The sequence below is a fragment of the Streptomyces sp. NBC_00490 genome (genome assembly GCF_036013645.1).
In the GTDB taxonomy this organism is placed as follows: Bacteria; Actinomycetota; Actinomycetes; order Streptomycetales; family Streptomycetaceae; genus Streptomyces; species Streptomyces canus_F.
Window position 1 is genome coordinate 6761888 of the sequence record NZ_CP107869.1, and the last position, 18377, is coordinate 6780264.

Below are 18377 nucleotides of genomic sequence, written 5' to 3' on the forward strand. Positions count from 1 at the left end.
CCTGGGAGAGGCGATTTCGCGAGTGCCCCCATGGGCTTAGGACAAAAGTCCGGGGTCAGTATCAGACTGGTGGATGAACGGACAGGGGAGGTGCCGGGGATGCCGGAACTGTCGCAGGAGACCGAACACAGGGGTGCGCTCCTGCCCTTCGGGCCGGCCGAGGTGACCGGGCCGTCGATGGTGCCCACGCTGCACCACGCGGACCGGCTCCTGGTGCAGTACGGGGCCCGGATCCGGCCGGGTGACGTGGTGGTCCTGCGGCATCCGTTCCAGCAGGACCTGCTGGTCGTCAAGCGGGCCGTGGAGCGCCGCGAGGGCGGCTGGTGGGTGCTCGGGGACAACGCGTACGCGGGCGGCGACAGCACGGACTACGGGGTCGTGCCCGTCGAGCTGGTCCTCGGCAAGGTGCGTCTGCGGTACCGGCCGCGCAGGCCGGATCAGCGTTCGCCGTTCGCCGTCGCGCGCTGGGTGCTGTCCTGCGCCAGGCCCGTCCTCTCCGACCGGTCGGCCTCCAGGCGTTTGCGGGCGCGGTAGGCGGCCACGTTGGCGCGGGTGGCGCAGCGGTCGGAGCAGTAGCGCCGGGAGCGGTTCGTGGACGTGTCCAGATAGGCGTTGCGGCAGGGCGACGCCTCGCACAGGCCCAGGCGGTCCACGCCGTACTCGGTGAGGTGGAAGGCGAGGCCCATCGCCGCGATGGCCGCGTAACCGGCGGTCGCGTTGGACGGGTGGTCCGCCAGGTGCATGTGCCACAGGGGGCGGCCGTCGTCGTCGCGGTGATCGTGCCCGGAGATCTGCGGGCTCACCGGGAACTCCAGGAGGAGCGAGTTCAGCAGGTCCACGGCGAGCGTCTCGTCGCCGCCGTCCGCCGCCTCGAAGACCGAGCGCAGCCGGCCCCGGACCGAGCGGAAGCGGGTGACGTCCGCGTCGGTGGCGCGGCGGGCCGCCGACGCGTTGCCCCCGAACAGGTCGCGAACGGCCTCGACCGAGGTGAGCGAGTCCTTGCCCCGGGCCGGGTCCTCGGTGTTGACGAGGCGCACGGCGTAGTCCGAGTAATAGGCCAGTTCCACTTGTAGTCCTTACGGAGGCGTTCTATCGTCGTCGTGCGGGCGGTTGGTAACAGCTGATCGTGCTTCCAGGGTATTACGCATACGTTCGAAGAGGGGGCTCCCATGACGACGAGTACCGGAACCGACTGGCAGGCCTGGCAGGAGAGCTGGGACCGCCAGCAGGAGTGGTACATGCCCGACCGGGAGGAGCGCTTCCGGATCATGCTCGACATGGTCGAGGCCCTCGTGGGACCCCGCCCCCGGGTACTGGATCTCGCATGCGGCACGGGAAGTATCACGGCCCGGCTGCTCGCCCGGTTCCCGGAGGCCGTCAGCACGGGTGTCGACCTCGACCCGGCGCTCCTCGCCATCGCCGAGGGCACCTTCGCGGCCGACGACCGGGTCACCTTCGTGACGGCCGACCTCAAGGACCCGGACTGGACGGCGAAGCTGCCCTGCACGTCGTACGACGCCGTCCTGACCGCCACGGCCCTGCACTGGCTGCACAGCGAACCCCTCGCGGCCCTCTACGGTCAGGTCGCGGGCCTGGTCCGCGACGGCGGTCTCTTCATGAACGCGGACCACATGATCGACGACACCACGCCCAGGATCAACGCGGCCGAACGCGCCCAGCGCCACACCCGGATGGACCAGGCCAGGCACGACGGCGCCCTCGACTGGTCCGAATGGTGGCAGGTCGCCGCCAACGACCCCGTCCTCGCGGAGCCCACCGCCCGCCGCTTCGAGATCTACGGCGAGCACGCCGACGGCGACATGCCCTCCGCCGCGTGGCACGCGCGCGTACTGCGCGAGAAGGGCTTCGGGGAGGCTCGCCCGGTGTGGTGCTCGCCGTCGGACACGCTGCTGCTGGCGTTGAAGTAGCGCATGTGGAAGGGGCGGTACGGGAATCCCGTACCGCCCCTTCCACGTCACGTCGTACCGCCGCTACAGCACCTTCGACAGGAACGCCTGCGTCCGTTCGTGCTGCGGGTTGGTCAGGACGTCGCGGGGGTTGCCGGACTCGACCACCACACCGTCGTCCATGAAGACCAGGCTGTCGCCGACCTCGCGGGCGAAGCCCATCTCGTGGGTGACGACGACCATCGTCATGCCGGACTCGGCGAGGTCGCGCATGACGTCGAGGACGTCGCCGACCAGCTCCGGGTCGAGGGCCGAGGTCGGCTCGTCGAACAGCATCAGCTTCGGGTCCATGGCGAGGGCCCGGGCGATGGCGACGCGCTGCTGCTGGCCGCCGGAGAGCTGCGAGGGGTAGGTGTCGGCCTTGTCGGCCAGTCCGACCCGGTCGAGCAGCTCCCGCGCCCGCTCCCTGGCCTGGGCCTTGCTCACGCCCTTGACCTGGACCGGCGCCTCGATGATGTTGTCGGCGGCCGTCATGTGCGGGAACAGGTTGAACCGCTGGAACACCATGCCGATGTCCTGGCGCTGGAGCGCGACCTCGCTGTCCTTGAGCTCGTACAGCTTGTCGCCCTTCTGGCGGTAGCCGACCAGCTCACCGTCGACGTACAGCCGTCCGGCGCTGATCTTCTCGAGGTGGTTGATGCACCTCAGGAAGGTCGACTTGCCGGAGCCGGAGGGGCCGATGAGGCAGAACACCTCACCCTGCTTGACCTCCAGGTCGATGCCCTTGAGGACGTGCACCAGGCCGAAGGACTTGTGGACGCCCTCGGACTTCACCATCACGGTCATGCTCCGCCCCTTTCACGGCTGAAGGCCATCAGGTTGACCCTGATCTTCTGCCACGGCGTCGGCGGCAGGCTCCGGGACGTGCCGCGGGCGTAACGGCGCTCCAGGTAGAACTGGAAGACGCTGAAGACGCTCGTCATGACCAGGTACCAGATGGAGGCGACGAACAGCATTTCCATCACGGCGTACGAGGTGGAGCCGATGGACGACGTGGCGCGCAGCAGCTCGTTGTACGTCACCGCGTACACCAGCGCCGAGGTCTTCAGCATGTTGATGAACTCGTTGCCGGTCGGCGGCACGATCACCCGCATCGCCTGCGGGATCACGATGCGGCGCAGCGTCTTGGCGTGGCTCATACCGAGGGCGTGCGAGGCCTCGGTCTGGCCCTCGTCGACGGCCATCAGGCCGGCGCGGCAGATCTCCGCCATGTACGCCGCCTCATTGAGGCCGAGGCCGAGGAGGGCGCACATGAACGGCGTCATGACGTCCGTCATCTCGTCCTTGTAGATCGGACCGAGATTCAGCATCGGGAAGATCAGCGCCAGGTTGAACCACAGCAGGAGCTGGACGTAGACCGGCGTCCCGCGGAAGAACCAGATGTAGACCCAGGCCACCCAGCTCGTCACCGGGTTCTTCGAGAGCCGCATGACAGCGAGCACGATGCCGAGGACCACGCCCAGGATCATCGCCAGGATGCTGATCAGCAGGGTGCGGCCGGCACCGGCGAGGACCGTGGAGTCGAACATCTTGTCGCCGACGGCGCTCCACTGGATCTTCTCAGCGGTGGCGAACGCGTTGACCAGCAGGCCCACCAGGGCCAGGACCACGAGGCCGCTGACGTAGCGGCCGTAGTGGCGGACCGGGATGGCCTTGATCGCCTCCGGTGGAACGGAGGCTTCCTTGGAGACCGGCGGCGTCGCGTCCGCCGGCTCCTTGTCGAACTTGTCAGTCACAGTGACTGCCCTTCAGTGCTGCTGGGTCGGTCACTTGCCGCCGTTGACGGCGGCCTTGTCGATGGCGCCGCTCTCGGCGCCCCACTTCTCCAGGATCGTCTTGTAGGTGCCGTCCGCGATGATCGCGTTGACGGCCTCCTCCAGGGCGGCGGAGAGCTCCTTGTTGTCCTTGTTCACGGCGATACCGAACGGGCCGGCGTCGACCTGCTCGCCGACGACCTCGAACGCGTTGCCGCCGTCGGCCTTGCGGGCCATGTCGATGGCGACCGGGTAGTCGTTGACGCCGGCGACCGCGCCGCCCGACTTCACACGGGTCTGGGCCTCGGTGTCGTTCTCGAACGACTCGATCGTGATCTTCTTCTTGCCGTCGCCCGTGCAGGCCTTCGACTGCTTCTGCAGGGCCTGCTCGTACGTCGTGCCGCGCTGCACGGCGGCCGTCTGGCCGCAGAGGTCGGCGATCGAGTTGATCTTCTTCGGGTTGCCCTTCTGGACGTACACGGCGGTACCGGCCGTGAAGTAGTCCACGAAGTCGACACCCGGGCCGAGCTTCTTGCCCTTGTCGTCCAGGCCCTCCTGACGCGCCTTGGTGTCCGTGATGGAGGACATGGCGACGTCGTAACGGCCCGAGTTCAGCGAGGTGATCAGGCCGTCGAAGGAGCCGGAGGTGAACTTGAACTCCACGCCCAGCTGCTTGCCCAGCGCCGCGGCGATGTCGGGGTCGACGCCGACGATCTTGCCGCCGTCCTGGTACTCCATGGGGGCGTACTCGGCGTTGGTGCCGACCTTGATGACACCGGCCTTCTGGATATTGGCGGGCAGCTTGTCGAACAGCGGGGCGCTGCTGGAGGACGCCGTCTCCTTGGAGCCGCTGTCGTTGCCGCCCTCGGTCTGGTCACCGCAACCGGTGAGAAGCAGGGCGCCTGCGACCGCGATCGCACCTACCGCGGCAGTCCTGGAGCGCGCGGCGGTCGTACGACGGGAGCTTGCGGTCATTTTGGGTTCCTCCGGCGGATGGGTGGAGTTGCCGATGGGGCGGGCATCTGTCGACGGTGCCGACGGACGCCTTGTTTTCTCAGGTCGACGAGAGCACACGCCTTCGAGTGTCGCGACCTCGTGTGATTACGGCATCTTGCCATTCGGACTGGACCATTCAGGGGGCCAGCCATGTCAAAATCGGATAACGGGTGACCCCCGAACCGCATCAGGTCGGACATCACGGCCGCACCTTCTGCGGGAATCCATCCTTCCGGCCGGAGGATCTTCGGCGCATCTCAGGATGCGAGCGTGGCCTTGACGTCCGGGCCCGCGGATCCAGCCCTTGTCAAGAGGCGATCGAGGATGAGTCCGCATACTTGACCATGATTCATGTCACCGGTCCGGGGCCCACAAGGTCCGTCATGTGACCTTGCACTTATGGACTCGTCGCGGGTGCCGTCCGTCCGGTAAGAAGGTTCTTTACACCCCTCATCCGGGGCTCAGGGCGCGTGTGCGGCGCGCCCGTCGCGCACGACCCATACGCATCACCGACAGGGTCGTACGCGGTGCCCGCCCACTTCTCAACCAGGAGTGGCCACCCTCAAACCATGAATATCTAAGGGGTAGAACAAGTGGCAGCGGAGATCGTCAATCCTCGCAGCGACAGCGATACGGGCCAGGACGGGGCGGAGCCCCTCGATTCCTTCGACCCCGCGTTCGCGCTGCATCGCGGCGGCAAGATGGCTGTGCAGGCCACCGTGCCGATCCGCGACAAGGACGACCTGTCCCTCGCGTACACGCCCGGCGTGGCGAAGGTGTGCAGCGCCATCGCCGAGCAGCCCGACCTCGTCCACGACTACACGTGGAAGTCCTCCGTCGTCGCCGTCGTCACGGACGGCACCGCCGTGCTCGGACTCGGTGACATCGGGCCCGAGGCCTCCCTTCCGGTGATGGAAGGCAAGGCCATCCTCTTCAAGCAGTTCGGCGGCGTCGACGCGGTGCCGATCGCGCTGGCCTGCACGGACGTCGACGAGATCGTCGAGACCGTGGTCCGGCTCGCGCCGTCCTTCGGCGGCGTGAACCTGGAGGACATCTCGGCGCCCCGGTGCTTCGAGATCGAGAAGCGCCTCCAGGACGCCCTCGACATCCCGATCTTCCACGACGACCAGCACGGCACGGCCGTCGTGACCCTTGCCGCCCTGCGGAACGCCGCGCGGCTGACCGGGCGCGGGGTCGGTGAGCTCCGTGCGGTCATCTCGGGCGCCGGCGCGGCCGGTGTCGCCATCGCGAAGATCCTCGTCGACGCCGGGATCGGGGACGTCGCCGTCGCCGACCGCAAGGGCGTGGTGTCGGCCGACCGGGACGACCTCACCCCGGTCAAGCGGGAGCTCGCGGGCTTCACCAACAAGGCCGGCCTCACCGGGTCCCTGGAGGCCGCTCTGGCAGGCGCCGACGTCTTCATCGGCGTCTCCGGCGGCACGGTGGCGGAGGAGGCGGTGGCGTCTATGGCAGAGGGTGCCTTCGTCTTCGCCATGGCCAACCCGAACCCCGAGGTGCACCCGGACGTCGCGCACAAGTACGCGGCGGTCGTGGCCACGGGCCGCTCCGACTTCCCGAACCAGATCAACAACGTCCTCGCGTTCCCGGGCATCTTCGCCGGGGCGCTCCAGGTGCGGGCCTCCCGTATCACCGAGGGTATGAAGATCGCGGCGGCGGAGGCGTTGGCGGCGGTGGTCGGTGACGACCTCGCTGCGGACTACGTGATTCCGTCGCCGTTCGACGAGCGGGTGGCTCCGGCCGTTACCGCGGCTGTCGCGGCCGCGGCGCGTGCGGAGGGTGTTGCCCGCCGCTGAGGCAGGTGGCTGTGGGTGGCCCCGTCCGGTTCGCCGGGCGGGGTCGCTTTTTTTTACCTGGGCGGGGGGCTGGTTGGGTGGTTTTTCGCCCCCGCCGCCCCTACCCGTCCCATCCTCCAGGGGCGTGCCGCCCCTTCGACCCCGCCCACAGGGGGCTCTGCCCCCTGGACCCCCATCGGCCCGAAGGGCCTCGTCCTCAAACGCCGGACGGGCTGAAACAGCAGGACCGGCGAGCCCTCGTCCTTGAACGCCGGAGACGCTGGATCCGTCGCGCAAGAGGGTGTGTGTCACACGGCTTTCCGGTTCCCCGTGTCGCCGGTGGACCCTATCGTCAAGGTCATGTTCGCCGCCTATGCCGCCCGCATCGACCGTGACCAGCCGCTCTCCGGACTCGAGTTGGGGGAGCGTCCGGCTCCCGAGGCCCGACCCGGCTGGAGCGTGATCGACGTCAGGGCCGCCTCCCTCAACCATCACGACCTCTGGTCCCTCAAGGGCGTCGGCCTGTCCGAGGACAAGTTGCCGATGATCCTCGGCTGTGACGCCGCCGGTGTCGACGAGGACGGCAACGAGGTCGTCCTGCACTCCGTGATCGGCCAGACCGGACACGGCGTCGGCCCCAGGGAGCCCCGCTCCATCCTCACCGAGCACTACCAGGGCACGTTCGCCGAGCAGGTCGCCGTGCCGACCTGGAACGTGCTGCCCAAGCCCAAGGAGCTGTCCTTCGCCGAGGCCGCCTGTCTGCCCACGGCGTGGCTGACGGCGTACCGGATGCTCTTCACCAACGCGGGCGTACGTCCCGGCGACTCGGTCCTCGTCCAGGGGGCCGGCGGCGGGGTCGCCACGGCCGCGATCGTGCTCGGCAAGGCCGCAGGTCTGCGGGTCTTCGCCACCAGCCGGGACGAGGCCAAGCGCAAGCGGGCGATCGAGCTGGGCGCCGTGGAGGCGCTGGAGTCGGGGGCGCGGCTGCCGCAGCGGGTGGACGCCGTCATCGAGACCGTCGGTGCCGCCACCTGGTCCCACTCGGTGAAGTCCCTGCGGCCGGGCGGCACGCTGGTCATCTCCGGTGCGACCAGCGGCGACCGGCCCTCGCACGCCGAACTCACCCGGATCTTCTTCCTGGAGCTCAAGGTCGTGGGCTCGACCATGGGCACCAAGGACGAGCTGGAGGACCTGCTGTCCTTCTGCGCGGCCACCGGGGTGCGCCCGGTGATCGACGAGGAGCTTCCGCTGGACCGGGCCCGCGAGGGCTTCGAACGGCTGGCTTCGGGCGAGCAGTTCGGGAAGATCGTGCTCACGCATTCCTGAGGTGACGTGAGGTGACGTGAGGCGGGTCCGGGGTTCCGGGCCCGCCTCTTTTGCGCTCGAGGTGTCAACTCTGGTTGACATGCCACTCGCGTCAACGTAAGTTGACGTCATGACCGAAGCGACGGATCTCGCCGAGCGTGCCGGCGACCGCGATCCACGGGTCGGCCTGCGGGCCGTCGCCGCCCTGCGCCGGCTGCTCGAACAGCTGGAGTCCGTGCAGGTGCGCAGCGCGCGCAACCAGGGCTGGTCGTGGCAGGAGATCGCCGCCGAACTCGGTGTGAGCAGGCAGGCCGTGCACAAGAAGTACGGGAGGCATTGATGTTCGAGCGGTTCACGAAGGACGCCCGCGCCGTGGTGCAGTCGGCGGTGACACAGGCCGAACGGACGGGCGCGGACACCGTCGACGCCGAGCACCTCCTGCTCGCGCTGCTCGACCGGGAGGCGAGCCGTGCCTCCTTCGCGCTGGCCTCGCTGGGCGTCGCGGAGGAAGGCAAGGAGTCGGTCCGGCAGTCCCTGGCCGAGGCCCGGCGCCGCGCCGGCCTCTCCCAGGCCGAGACCGACGCCCTCGCCGGACTCGGCATCGACGTCGCGCGGATCGTCGTCCGCGTCGAGGAGGTGCACGGCGTCGGAGCGATGTCCGGCGACCGCAAGGGCAGGAGCGGCCTGTCCGGGCGCCGCCCCTTCAGCCGGGGCGCCAAGGACACCCTGGAACGCTCCCTGCGCACCGCCGTCGCCCGCCACGACCGCCATATCGGCGACGAACACCTGCTCCTCGCCCTCACGATCCGCCCCGGCGCCCCGGGCGAGGTGCTCGCCGACCACGGGGTGACGTACGAGTCGCTGGTCCGCGTGCTCTACGGCGACGGGGAGGCGAAGGCGGGCTGAGGGGGAGGGGGAGGAGGCGGACCCGGGGCGGTGCGGCGGCGCCGGGTCCGGAGGTGGGCCTGGGGGACTCAGGCCTTCGGTGTCCGCAGCAGCGCCCCGATGTGTGCCGCCGCCGTCGACAGGTGCCGACGGGCGTCGCGGAGCTGGTCCGAGGTGACGCCGTGGTCCCGGGCCGCGTCGCGGATGTCGTCCCGGAAGCGGTCGAGGAGGCGGTCCAGGTCGCGGGCCGGGTCCCCGGTGCCGTCCTCATGGGCCCAGGCCGGTTCGTAGTCGGCGGGGAAGTCCTCGGGGGTCTGTGAGTACTCGGGCGCGCCCGCCGCCGACTTCGCGCCGTCCTTCTCCGCGTTCCCGTGCCCGAACCCGAAGTCCTTGCCGAGTCCCCTGCCGTAGTCCCGCCCGAACTCGCCGAACTCCTTGGCCAGTTCGGTCAGCCCCTCGCGTACCCCCGTCGGCCAGTCGCCCCGCGCGAAGTGGTCCTGCACCTGCTCCTGGACCCGCCGTGCGATGCGCTGCACCTCCTCCTGGGCCTGGACCCGCGCCCGCTCCTGCGCCTCCTTGGCCTGACGCCGGGCCCGCTGGGCCTCCTCACGGGCCCGCCGGCTCTCGTCCTTGGCGCGCCGGGCCTGCTCCTTCCACTCCTGCTTGACGCGGCGCATCTCCTCCTTGGCCGCGCGCCAGGACTCGCTGTCGGTGTGGTCCCCGAACTCCCCCGGGGGGCTGTCCTGGTCGCCGCTGGCGCGGGCCTGCGAGGCGGCCGCCCGCATCTCGCGCCGCAGGTCGCCCGCCGCGCCGCGCACATCGGCCCGGATCTCGGCGGCGAGCTCGGCGACCGACTCCCGGATCTCCAGCTCCAGATCGGCCAGCTCACCGCTGCGGTCGGCCAGTTCGGCGCGGCCCGCGTCCGTGATCGCGTACACCTTGCGGCCGCCCTCGGTGGTGTGGGTGACCAGGCCCTCGGCCTGCAACTTGGCGAGACGGGGGTAGACGGTGCCGGCCGAGGGTGCGTACAGCCCCTGGAACCGCTCCTCCAGCAGCCGGATCACCTCGTAGCCGTGACGGGGGGCCTCGTCGAGCAGCTTCAGCAGGTAGAGGCGGAGGCGGCCGTGGGCGAAGACGGGAGGCATGTCAGAGCACCTTCTTGTCGGTCGTGCCGTCGGCCGGGGTGTCGTCGGCGTCGGCCGCGTCCACGGCGTCAGCGCCCTCACCCGGGCCGGAAACGGAATTGTCCCCCGAGTCGCTCTGCGGATCGGCCACTGGGCCGGGGCCCGATCCTGCCTTCTCGGGCGCGGGGCTCATGTCCGCCGGGTCCGCGTCCCACGGCACGTCCTCGGTCGGTGGGCGGCGCAGCAGGGCGATCGAGCCCGAGACGGTGGTCGCCTTCAGGCTGCCGTTGCCCGCGCCGAGCCGGCCGGTGATCCGTTTGGCGCCCCACTGGCCGCCGACCCGCAGGTCCTCGAAGGCGTTGGAGACCTTTCCGCTCGCCGTGTTCGCCTCCACCTCCGCGTCCGCGGGGTGGGGGAGGCGGATGGCGATCTCGCCGGAGACGCTCGTGAGGTTGATGTCGGTCGGGCGGCTGGTCGGATCGAGGTCGACGATCATCGAACCGCTCACCGAGTCCGCCTTGACCGAGGAGCCCGCCTCGACCACGGTCAGGTCGCCGGAGACGGAGTTGAAGCGGAGGTCTCCGCGGAGGGCCTGGGCCTCCAGGTTGCCCGAGACGGTGTCGGCGCGGACGGGGCCGGTGAGCCCCACGAGCGTGGTGTCGCCGGTGACCCCCTTGACCTCCGCGCGTCCGTCGATCCCCGAGACCACGGCGGCGGCGCCCACCACGCCCACCTCGACCCGGGTGTCGGCCGGCACGGCCAGCGAGACGACGGCGCTGCGCCGCCAGCCCTTGCGGTCCAGCCACTTGAGGAAGCCCTTCCAGGGCAGGTCCTCGTAGGCCACCGTGAGGGTGCCGCCCTCCTGGGTCACCATCAGGGGCGGCCCCTCCAGCTCGGAGACCTCCAGTCGGGCGGAACCTTCGTCCGTGCCCACGACGTTCACCGTTCCGTTGACGATGCGCACATGGAGCTGGGTCACCGGCTCGTCGAACGTGAGCTTCCTCGGCTCCGATACGGACCACTCGGACATGGTGCAGACCTCCCCGTGACACCGCACACGCCATATCGCGTCTTCCGCTATTCACGATATATCGCGGAAACGGAAAGTCAAGACACCCGTTCTGGGGATGTCCGACGCCCAAAAATGCCCAAACCATATGAATCCGCCTAGCGTGTGAGCATGTCCCCGACGGAAGCCCCTCGTACCGGCCGCGCCCCGGGTGCCCTGCTGCTCTGCCGCGCGGAACCCGAAGCCGTCGCCCCGGCCGCCCGGCTGCTGCGCGAGCGAATGCTGCTCACGAGCGCGGGCGCGCGGTGGAGCGTCCTCGTCCCCGAGGGCACGCCCTGGCAGCAGGGCGGCGAGCCGGTCGACCGCGTCCTCACCGGCTGGGCCACGGCACTGGCCGTCGGCGCCCCCTGGCCCGTCCTCGCCCTGTGGTGGGACGCCGACCGCAGCGGCTACACCCTCGCCGCCGGCTTCCGCCGCCCCGTCGGCTACGTCTGGCTCGCGAGCGGCACCCCGGCCGGCGAGGACGAGGCCATGCGCACCTTCGCCACCCGGCTGGGCCTGGACCCGGTCCTGGACGTGCAGTCCCTGAACGCCCTCGTGCAACCCGACCCGGCCGCCGACGCCCGCGCCCGCCTCCTCGGCCTCCTCGCCGTCCTCACCCGCGCGGGCCTGACCCTGCCCACCGGCCTCACCCCCGGCGAACCCGCCGACCGCCTCCGCGAGGTCGCCCGCGTCCAGCCGGACGCCCGCCCGGTCGAGTGGGCGGGCTGGCGGGACGCGGTCCGCGCGGAGCTCGACGTCGTCGAGAGCAGCCGCCTGGGCCCCTGGCTTCCCTGGGCAGGCACCCCCAGGGCGCGTGTTCTCGCCCTGGCCCAGGTGGCCGCGGGCGTCCCGCTCACGGCCCTCGGACTGCGGCGCCGCAGCGGCGGCTGGATCACGGCAGGCGCCCTGCTGCTGGCGCACGGGACGCTGGGACTGGCGTACGACCTGGGGCGGCCGCGCGACTGACGTACGGCATACCCTGAGGGAGTACGTCCGAGGGCAGTGCCCGTCCGTATCAGGAGCGAGAGTTGTACTTCACCGACCGTGGCATCGAAGAACTGGAGAAGCGGCGCGGCCAGGAGGAGGTCACCTTCGAGTGGCTCGCCGAGCAGCTGCGGACGTTCGTCGATCTCAACCCGGACTTCGAGGTGCCGGTGGAGCGCCTGGCCACGTGGCTGGCCCGACTGGACGACGACGAGGACGACGAGTAGTCGGTCCGCCCGGCCGACGGGCGGCAGATACCGCGGCCGCCCGTCCGGATCGGTCACCGCGGCCAGAGGGTGCCGCCGACAGACTGATCCGCGCGTTCAGCACCGCGACCGCGTGGTCATCCAGTGGCGGCAGCGCGCCTCCCTGGGCGGCGCCCGGGTATCTCCCCCAGTTCTCCGCCGCGGGCGGGCACGACCTGGATCGCGTACTTCCCGTCGAGTTGGGGTAGCGGGAAGGGCCCGGCCCCTGGACGGGGTCGGGCCCTTCTGCGATCAATTGATCAGCTGTTCCGAGACCTACGCCTCGAACACCTCACGCACCAGCTGTTCCTGCTCGGCCTGGTGGCGCTTGGCCGAGCCGACCGCCGGGGACGAGCCGTGCGGGCGCGAGATGCGTCGCAGGCGCTCGCCGTGCGGGACGTCCGCGCCGACCGCGAGGTCGAGGTGGTCGATCAGGTTGAGGGCGATGAAGGGCCATGCGCCCTGGTTCGCCGGCTCCTCCTGGGCCCACAGGTACTTCTCGGCGTTCGGGTACTTGGCGATCTCCGCCTGGACCTCGGCGCCGGGCAGCGGGTACAGGCGCTCGATACGGATGATCGCCGTGTCCGTGTTGCCCCGCTTGGTGCGCTCGGCATCCAGGTCGTAGTACAGCTTGCCCGTCACGAAGACGACCTTGCGCACCGCGGCCGGGTCCGGCACCGTCGAGTCGCCGATGACCGGGCGGAACTGACCCGACGTGAACTCCTCCGTCTTCGACGCGGCGGCCTTGAGGCGCAGCATCGACTTCGGGGTGAAGACCACCAGCGGCTTGTGGTGCGGGTTGTGCACCTGCCACCGCAGGAGGTGGAAGTAGTTCGACGGCAGGGTCGGCATCGCGACCGTCATGTTGTTCTGGGCGCAGAGCTGGAGGAAGCGCTCGACACGGGCCGAGGAGTGGTCCGGGCCCTGGCCCTCGTAGCCGTGCGGGAGGAGGAGGGTGACGCCGGAGGTCTGGCCCCACTTCTGCTCCGCCGCCGAGATGTACTCGTCGACCACCGTCTGGGCGCCGTTGACGAAGTCGCCGAACTGCGCCTCCCACATCACGAGCGCGTCGGGGCGGGCCAGCGAGTAGCCGTACTCGAAGCCCATGACCGCGTACTCGGACAGCAGGGAGTTGTAGACGTTGTAGCGCGCCTGGTCCTCGGCGAGGTACTGGAGCGGGGTGTGCTCCTCGCCCGTCTCACGGTCGATGAGGACCGCGTGGCGCTGGCCGAAGGTGCCGCGCTGGGAGTCCTGGCCGGAGAGCCGGACCGGGGTGCCCTCCAGCAGGAGGGAGCCGACGGCCAGCGTCTCGCCCATGCCCCAGTCGATCGTGCCGTCCTCGACCATCGTCGCCCGGCGCTGCAGCTGCGGCAGCAGACGCGGGTGGACGTGGAAGCTGTCGGGGATGTTGACCTGGGACTCGGCGATCCGCTTCACGGTCTCCGAGGTGATCGCGGTGTTCACGGCGACCGGGAAGTCCGCCTGCGGGTCCGAGATCGGTCCCGCGGCCGGCTGGGCCGTGATGGCCTCGCGGACCTCGGTGAAGACCTTCTCCAGCTGGCCCTGGTAGTCCTGAAGGGCCTGCTCGGCCTCTTCCAGGGTGATGTCGCCGCGACCGATGAGGGACTCGGTGTAGAGCTTGCGCACCGAGCGCTTCTTGTCGATCAGGTCGTACATCAGCGGCTGGGTGAAGGCCGGGTTGTCCGACTCGTTGTGACCGCGGCGGCGGTAGCAGATGAGGTCGATCACGACGTCCTTGTTGAACGCCTGACGGAACTCGAAGGCCAGCCGGGCCACGCGGACGACGGCCTCGGGGTCGTCGCCGTTCACGTGGAAGATCGGCGCCTCGATCATGCGGGCCACGTCCGTGGCGTACATCGAGGAACGCGACGACTCGGGAGCCGCCGTGAAGCCGACCTGGTTGTTGATGACGATGTGGACCGTGCCGCCGGTGCGGTAGCCGCGCAGCTGCGACATGTTCAGGGTCTCGGCCACCACGCCCTGGCCCGCGAAGGCCGCGTCACCGTGCAGGGCGACCGGCAGGACGGTGAAGTCCGTGCCGCCCTTGTTGATGATGTCCTGCTTGGCGCGGGCGATGCCCTCGATGACCGGGTCGACCGTCTCCAGGTGGGACGGGTTCGCGGCCAGCGAGACGGTGATCTGCTCGCCGTCCAGGCCGGTGAAGGTGCCCTGGGCGCCCAGGTGGTACTTCACGTCGCCGGAGCCGTGCATCGACTTCGGGTCGAGGTTGCCCTCGAACTCGCGGAAGATCTGGGCGTACGACTTGCCGACGATGTTCGCGAGGACGTTCAGCCGGCCGCGGTGGGCCATGCCGATGACGACCTCGTCCAGGCGCGACTCGGCCGCGCTGTCGATGACCGCGTCCAGCAGCGGGATGACGGACTCGCCGCCCTCGAGCGAGAAGCGCTTCTGGCCGACGTACTTCGTCTGCAGGAAGGTCTCGAAAGCCTCCGCCGCGTTCAGCCGGCGCAGGATGCGCAGCTGCTCCTCACGCTCCGGCTTGGAGTGCGCGCGCTCGATGCGGTCCTGGATCCACTTGCGCTGCTTGGGGTCCTGGATGTGCATGAACTCGACACCGGTGGTGCGGCAGTACGAGTCGCGCAGCACGCCCAGGATGTCGCGCAGCTTCATCAGGGACTTGCCCGCGAAACCGCCGACCGCGAACTCGCGCTCCAGGTCCCACAGGGTGAGGCCGTGCTCGGTGATGTCCAGGTCGGGGTGCTTGCGCTGGCGGTACTCCAGCGGGTCGGTGTCGGCCATGACGTGGCCGCGGACCCGGTAGGAGTGGATCAGCTCGAAGACGCGGGCGGCCTTGGTGACGTCGTCGTCGTGGCTGGCGTCGATGTCCTTGAGCCAGCGGACCGGCTCGTAGGGGATGCGCAGGGCCTCGAAGATGTCGTCGTAGAAGCCGCCCTCGCCGAGGAGGAGGTTCGCGACGATCCGCAGGAACTCGCCGGAGGCGGCGCCCTGGATGACCCGGTGGTCGTAGGTCGACGTGAGCGTCATGACCTTCGAGATGCCGAGCTTGTTCAGGGTGTCCTGGGAGGTGCCCTGGAACTCCGCCGGGTAGTCCATGGAGCCGACGCCCATGATCACGGACTGTCCGGGCATCAGACGCGGCACGGAGTGCACGGTGCCGAGGCCGCCGGGGTTGGTCAGGGAGACCGTGACACCCGAGAAGTCGTCCATCGTCAGCTTGCCGTCGCGGGCGCGGCGGACGATGTCCTCGTAGGCCTGCCAGAACTCGAAGAAGTTCAGCGTCTCGGCCTTCTTGATGCCCGCGACGACCAGCTGGCGGTCGCCGTTGGGCTTCACCAGGTCGATGGCGAGGCCGAAGTTGATGTGCTCCGGCTTGACCAGGGTCGGCTTGCCGTCCTTCTCCGTGAAGGAGTAGTTCATCGACGGCATGGCCTTGATGGCCTGCACCATCGCGTACCCGATCAGGTGCGTGAAGGAGATCTTCCCGCCCCGGGCGCGCTTCAGGTGGTTGTTGATGACGATGCGGTTGTCGAAGAGCAGCTTCACCGGGACCGCGCGCACGGACGTGGCCGTGGGCACCTCGATCGAGGCGTTCATGTTCTTCGCGACGGCGGCGGCGGGGCCACGCAGCGTGACCAGCTCCGGGCCGCCCGCGGACGCGGCGGCGGGCTCGGCCTTCGGCTTGGCCGCGGCGGGCTGCGCCGCGGCCGGAGCCGGGGCGGCGGCCTTCACGGGCGCCGGAGCGGCGGCCGCGGGCTGGGCGGCCGCGGGCGCGGCGGGAGCCGGAGCGGGCACCGCGGGAGCCGGTGGAGCGGCCGGGGCGGCAGGCGCGGCCTGGGCCGGCGCGGCGGCGGGGGCCGGAGCGGCCGCCGTCGGGGCGGCAGCGGCGCCCGGCTTGTAGTCGGCGAAGAAGTCCCACCAGGCTCGGTCGACCGAGTTCGGATCCTGGAGGTACTGCTGATAGATCTCGTCGACGAGCCACTCATTGGGACCGAACGCAGCAGCAGGGTTCTTCCCCGCTTGGTCGGTGTCGGTCGAGATGCTCGAGTTACTGGGGGACTGTGACGACACGGCGGCAACCGCCCTCTTCCGCTTCACAAGGTGATGGACAGCGGGAATAAAGGCTACGCCCCCATGGCCGGGAAGTTCAGGCCGGGCAAGGTCATCGTCGTGTAAGTCACATCGGAAAGCGTGTTTCGGGGCCAGAAATGGCGGGAAACAAGCGTGGTTCCGCTTCAGAAGGGAAGGGCGCAGCCGGACCCCGGACGCCGATGGCGCGGGCCTGTGGCCGATCACACGTGTCCGTCAGCGCGGACGCACATGGATCTTGTGGCTCCGGTTCGAACTTTACGTCAACTTGGCAGAGATGGAAGTCCCGGAAGGGTGACAAGGATCCGGCAACCCCGCTCGGATTCAGCCACTCCGATCCGGCCGCCGTGCAGATCCACCGCCCAGCGGGCGATCGCCAGACCGAGCCCGGTGCCGCCGTCGCTGCCGGGACCGTGCGGCCGGTTCACGGCCCCCCGGTTGAACCGCTCGAAGACGCGATGCCACTCCGAGCGCGGGATACCGGGGCCCTCGTCGAGAACCTCCAGCTCCAGGGAGTCCGACAGCGCCCCGCGCCGGGCCTTCACCGTCACGCGCCCGTGCGGCGGGCTGTGCTTGACCGCGTTGTCGATCAGGTTGGCCACGACCTGGTGGATCCGCTCCGGGTCCGCGTTGGCGGTCAGCTCGGGCGGGGACACGTCCAGGTGCAGATGCACGTCCGTACGCGTGTGACTGCCCGATCCGGAGGCGATGCCCGCACGCGCCGAAGCGACCATGTTGGCCTCCTTCAGCACGCCCGACAGATACGGCCACACCTCGAAACGACGCGTCTTCAGCGGTACGACGCCGTTGTCGAGGCGGGAGAGGTCCAGCAGCGTCTCGACCAGTCGGCCGAGCCGCTCCGTCTGTTTCAGTGCCGTCCGCATCGTCTCGGGGTCCGCGGGCGAGACCCCGTCCACGATGTTCTCCAGCACCGCCCGCAATCCCGCGATGGGGGTGCGCAGCTCATGGGAGACATTCGCCACGAGCTCCTTGCGCTGCTGCTCCTGGGCCTCCAGGTCGTCGGCCATCCGGTTGATGGTCTCGGCGAGGTCGCCCAGCTCGTCCCGGCGGTTCTCCCGCACCCGGCGCGTGTAGTCGCCGTGCGAGATGGACCGGGCCACCGCGTTCATCTCGTCCAGCGGAGCCGTGAGCGAATGCGCCACGAACTGCGTAATGAGCAGTGTGGCGATCATCGAGAACACCGTGATGAAGCGCAGCTCCGTCTTGGTGCGAACCGCGATCATCGACAGACCCGTGGTGATCAGGACCGAGGTGACGACGAGCGCACCCAGCTTGGTCTTGATCGAGAACGGGCGCACGCCGCCCCAGGGCTCCCAGGGACCTCTCCGTCCGGACGGACCGCCGCTCATGGCGTCGGCGTCTCCAGGGCGTAGCCCACGCCGTGCACCGTGCGGATCCGCTCGGCACCGATCTTCCGGCGCAGCGCCTTGATGTGGCTGTCGACCGTGCGGGTGCCGGAGGCGTCCGCCCAGTCCCACACCTCGGCGAGCAGCTGCTCGCGGGAGAGAACCGCGCGCGGGGTGTTCGCCAGGCACACCAGAAGGTCGAACTCGGTCGGCGTGAGGTGAACATCCTCACTCCGCACCCGCACCCGGCGCTGCGCGTGGTCGATCTCCAGCTCGCCCAGGCGCAGGATGCCGCTTCTGGGCGTCGCGGCGGCCAGCGCGGCCCGCTCCACCCGGCGCAGCAGCACATGCACGCGGGCGGCCAGCTCACGCATGGAGAAGGGCTTGGTCATGTAGTCGTCGGCGCCGACCCCGAGTCCGACCAGCATGTCGGTCTCGTCGTCGCGCGCGGTGAGCATCAGCACCGGCACCGGCCGGGCGGCCTGCACGCGACGGCAGACCTCCAGACCGTCGAAGCCGGGCAGCATGATGTCGAGGATCAGCAGATCGGGCTGCCAGGCCTCGGCCGTGTCGACCGCCGCCGGACCGTCGCCCGCGGTCTGCACGAGGAATCCCTCGGCACGCAGGCGGGTCGCGATGGCCTCCACGATCGTCGGGTCGTCCTCGACCACGAGCACCCGGCGCTGTGCGCCGGGAGTGGCGGTGGCCGTGCCGTTGTGGGAGGTGTGTGTCTGCTCCATCGCCCGCCCCAAGGGTTGCTTTCCGGAATCAGTGGGGTGATCCCGCTTACTGGCTTATGCCTGCGCATGCTTGCGAT

General features: G+C 69.9%; 17 protein-coding genes. 8 read left to right on the plus strand and 9 right to left on the minus strand.

Going from position 1 to position 18377, the window contains the following annotated elements; all coding sequences use genetic code 11:
• Window positions 1-99 precede the first annotated feature (99 nt).
• A complete protein-coding gene (gene sodX, locus OG381_RS31030) occupies window positions 100-534 on the plus strand; it encodes a nickel-type superoxide dismutase maturation protease (RefSeq protein ID WP_327719342.1) in 435 nt (144 codons plus the stop codon).
• On the opposite strand, the gene OG381_RS31035 is transcribed toward sodX, so the two are convergent.
• Window positions 438-1067, minus strand: coding sequence for a CGNR zinc finger domain-containing protein (locus tag OG381_RS31035; protein WP_327719343.1), 630 nt, complete (start codon window positions 1065-1067; stop codon window positions 438-440). The two genes, sodX and OG381_RS31035, sit on opposite strands and share 97 nt — an antisense overlap.
• A gap of 102 nt (window positions 1068-1169) precedes the next feature.
• Here OG381_RS31035 and OG381_RS31040 point away from each other — a divergent pair, with 102 nt between their 5' ends.
• Window positions 1170-1928 carry a class I SAM-dependent methyltransferase gene (locus OG381_RS31040; protein WP_327719344.1) on the plus strand — a complete coding sequence of 253 codons (759 nt, stop codon included), beginning with the start codon at window positions 1170-1172 and terminating at the stop codon, window positions 1926-1928.
• Window positions 1929-1991: 63 nt separating this feature from the next.
• Here the strand turns inward: OG381_RS31040 and OG381_RS31045 are convergent, their stop codons facing one another.
• Genes OG381_RS31045 through OG381_RS31055 form a run of 3 tightly spaced genes read right to left on the minus strand, consistent with a single transcriptional unit; the run spans window position 1992 to window position 4696 of the window.
• Entirely contained in the window at window positions 1992-2753 is a 762-nt protein-coding gene (locus OG381_RS31045) for an amino acid ABC transporter ATP-binding protein (protein WP_327719345.1), read from the minus strand.
• Window positions 2750-3703, minus strand: coding sequence for an amino acid ABC transporter permease (locus tag OG381_RS31050; RefSeq protein WP_327719346.1), 954 nt, complete (start codon window positions 3701-3703; stop codon window positions 2750-2752). Before OG381_RS31050 ends, OG381_RS31045 begins: the two co-directional genes overlap by 4 nt.
• Window positions 3704-3733: 30 nt before the next feature.
• Window positions 3734-4696 carry an ABC transporter substrate-binding protein gene (locus OG381_RS31055; protein ID WP_327719347.1) on the minus strand — a complete coding sequence of 321 codons (963 nt, stop codon included), beginning with the start codon at window positions 4694-4696 and terminating at the stop codon, window positions 3734-3736.
• 614 nt (window positions 4697-5310) lie between these two features.
• Between OG381_RS31055 and OG381_RS31060 the strand changes: the two genes are divergently transcribed.
• From OG381_RS31060 to OG381_RS31075, 4 genes are all read left to right on the plus strand, one after another.
• On the plus strand, window positions 5311-6531 hold the full coding sequence (locus OG381_RS31060) for an NAD(P)-dependent malic enzyme (RefSeq protein WP_307025972.1): 1221 nt from the start codon (window positions 5311-5313) through the stop codon (window positions 6529-6531).
• 339 nt (window positions 6532-6870) lie between these two features.
• The gene (locus tag OG381_RS31065) at window positions 6871-7836 is read left to right on the plus strand and encodes a zinc-binding dehydrogenase (protein WP_327719348.1); all 966 of its coding nucleotides are present in this window, start codon (window positions 6871-6873) and stop codon (window positions 7834-7836) included.
• A gap of 109 nt (window positions 7837-7945) precedes the next feature.
• Complete coding sequence (locus OG381_RS31070; protein ID WP_007384656.1) at window positions 7946-8155, plus strand: helix-turn-helix domain-containing protein; 210 nt, start codon at window positions 7946-7948, stop codon at window positions 8153-8155.
• Window positions 8155-8721 (plus strand): Clp protease N-terminal domain-containing protein, encoded by a 567-nt coding sequence (locus tag OG381_RS31075; RefSeq protein WP_327719349.1) that lies wholly within the window; start codon window positions 8155-8157, stop codon window positions 8719-8721. Before OG381_RS31070 ends, OG381_RS31075 begins: the two co-directional genes overlap by 1 nt.
• Before the next feature lie 68 nt (window positions 8722-8789).
• Here OG381_RS31075 and OG381_RS31080 read toward each other — a convergent pair whose 3' ends face one another.
• Together OG381_RS31080 and OG381_RS31085 are read right to left on the minus strand one after the other, a co-directional pair.
• Window positions 8790-9845 (minus strand): PadR family transcriptional regulator, encoded by a 1056-nt coding sequence (locus OG381_RS31080; RefSeq protein WP_327719350.1) that lies wholly within the window; start codon window positions 9843-9845, stop codon window positions 8790-8792.
• Window position 9846: 1 nt separating this feature from the next.
• Window positions 9847-10854, minus strand: a complete 1008-nt coding sequence (locus OG381_RS31085; RefSeq protein ID WP_327719351.1) for a DUF4097 family beta strand repeat-containing protein — start codon at window positions 10852-10854, stop codon at window positions 9847-9849.
• Between the two features lie 150 nt (window positions 10855-11004).
• Here OG381_RS31085 and OG381_RS31090 point away from each other — a divergent pair, with 150 nt between their 5' ends.
• Together OG381_RS31090 and OG381_RS31095 are read left to right on the plus strand one after the other, a co-directional pair.
• Entirely contained in the window at window positions 11005-11841 is an 837-nt protein-coding gene (locus OG381_RS31090) for a hypothetical protein (protein ID WP_327719352.1), read from the plus strand.
• A gap of 62 nt (window positions 11842-11903) precedes the next feature.
• Window positions 11904-12086: a DUF6104 family protein gene (locus OG381_RS31095; RefSeq protein ID WP_046261288.1), complete on the plus strand. Its 183-nt coding sequence runs from the start codon at window positions 11904-11906 to the stop codon at window positions 12084-12086.
• Between the two features lie 294 nt (window positions 12087-12380).
• On the opposite strand, the gene OG381_RS31100 is transcribed toward OG381_RS31095, so the two are convergent.
• From OG381_RS31100 to OG381_RS31110, 3 genes are all read right to left on the minus strand, one after another.
• The gene (locus tag OG381_RS31100) at window positions 12381-16175 is read right to left on the minus strand and encodes a multifunctional oxoglutarate decarboxylase/oxoglutarate dehydrogenase thiamine pyrophosphate-binding subunit/dihydrolipoyllysine-residue succinyltransferase subunit (RefSeq protein ID WP_327719353.1); all 3795 of its coding nucleotides are present in this window, start codon (window positions 16173-16175) and stop codon (window positions 12381-12383) included.
• Window positions 16176-16456: 281 nt separating this feature from the next.
• Window positions 16457-17563 (minus strand): HAMP domain-containing sensor histidine kinase, encoded by a 1107-nt coding sequence (locus OG381_RS31105; protein WP_327719354.1) that lies wholly within the window; start codon window positions 17561-17563, stop codon window positions 16457-16459.
• Window positions 17560-18300 carry a response regulator transcription factor gene (locus tag OG381_RS31110; RefSeq protein WP_046261291.1) on the minus strand — a complete coding sequence of 247 codons (741 nt, stop codon included), beginning with the start codon at window positions 18298-18300 and terminating at the stop codon, window positions 17560-17562. The genes OG381_RS31105 and OG381_RS31110 overlap by 4 nt, the downstream gene beginning before the upstream one ends.
• Between the last annotated feature and the right edge of the window lie 77 nt (window positions 18301-18377).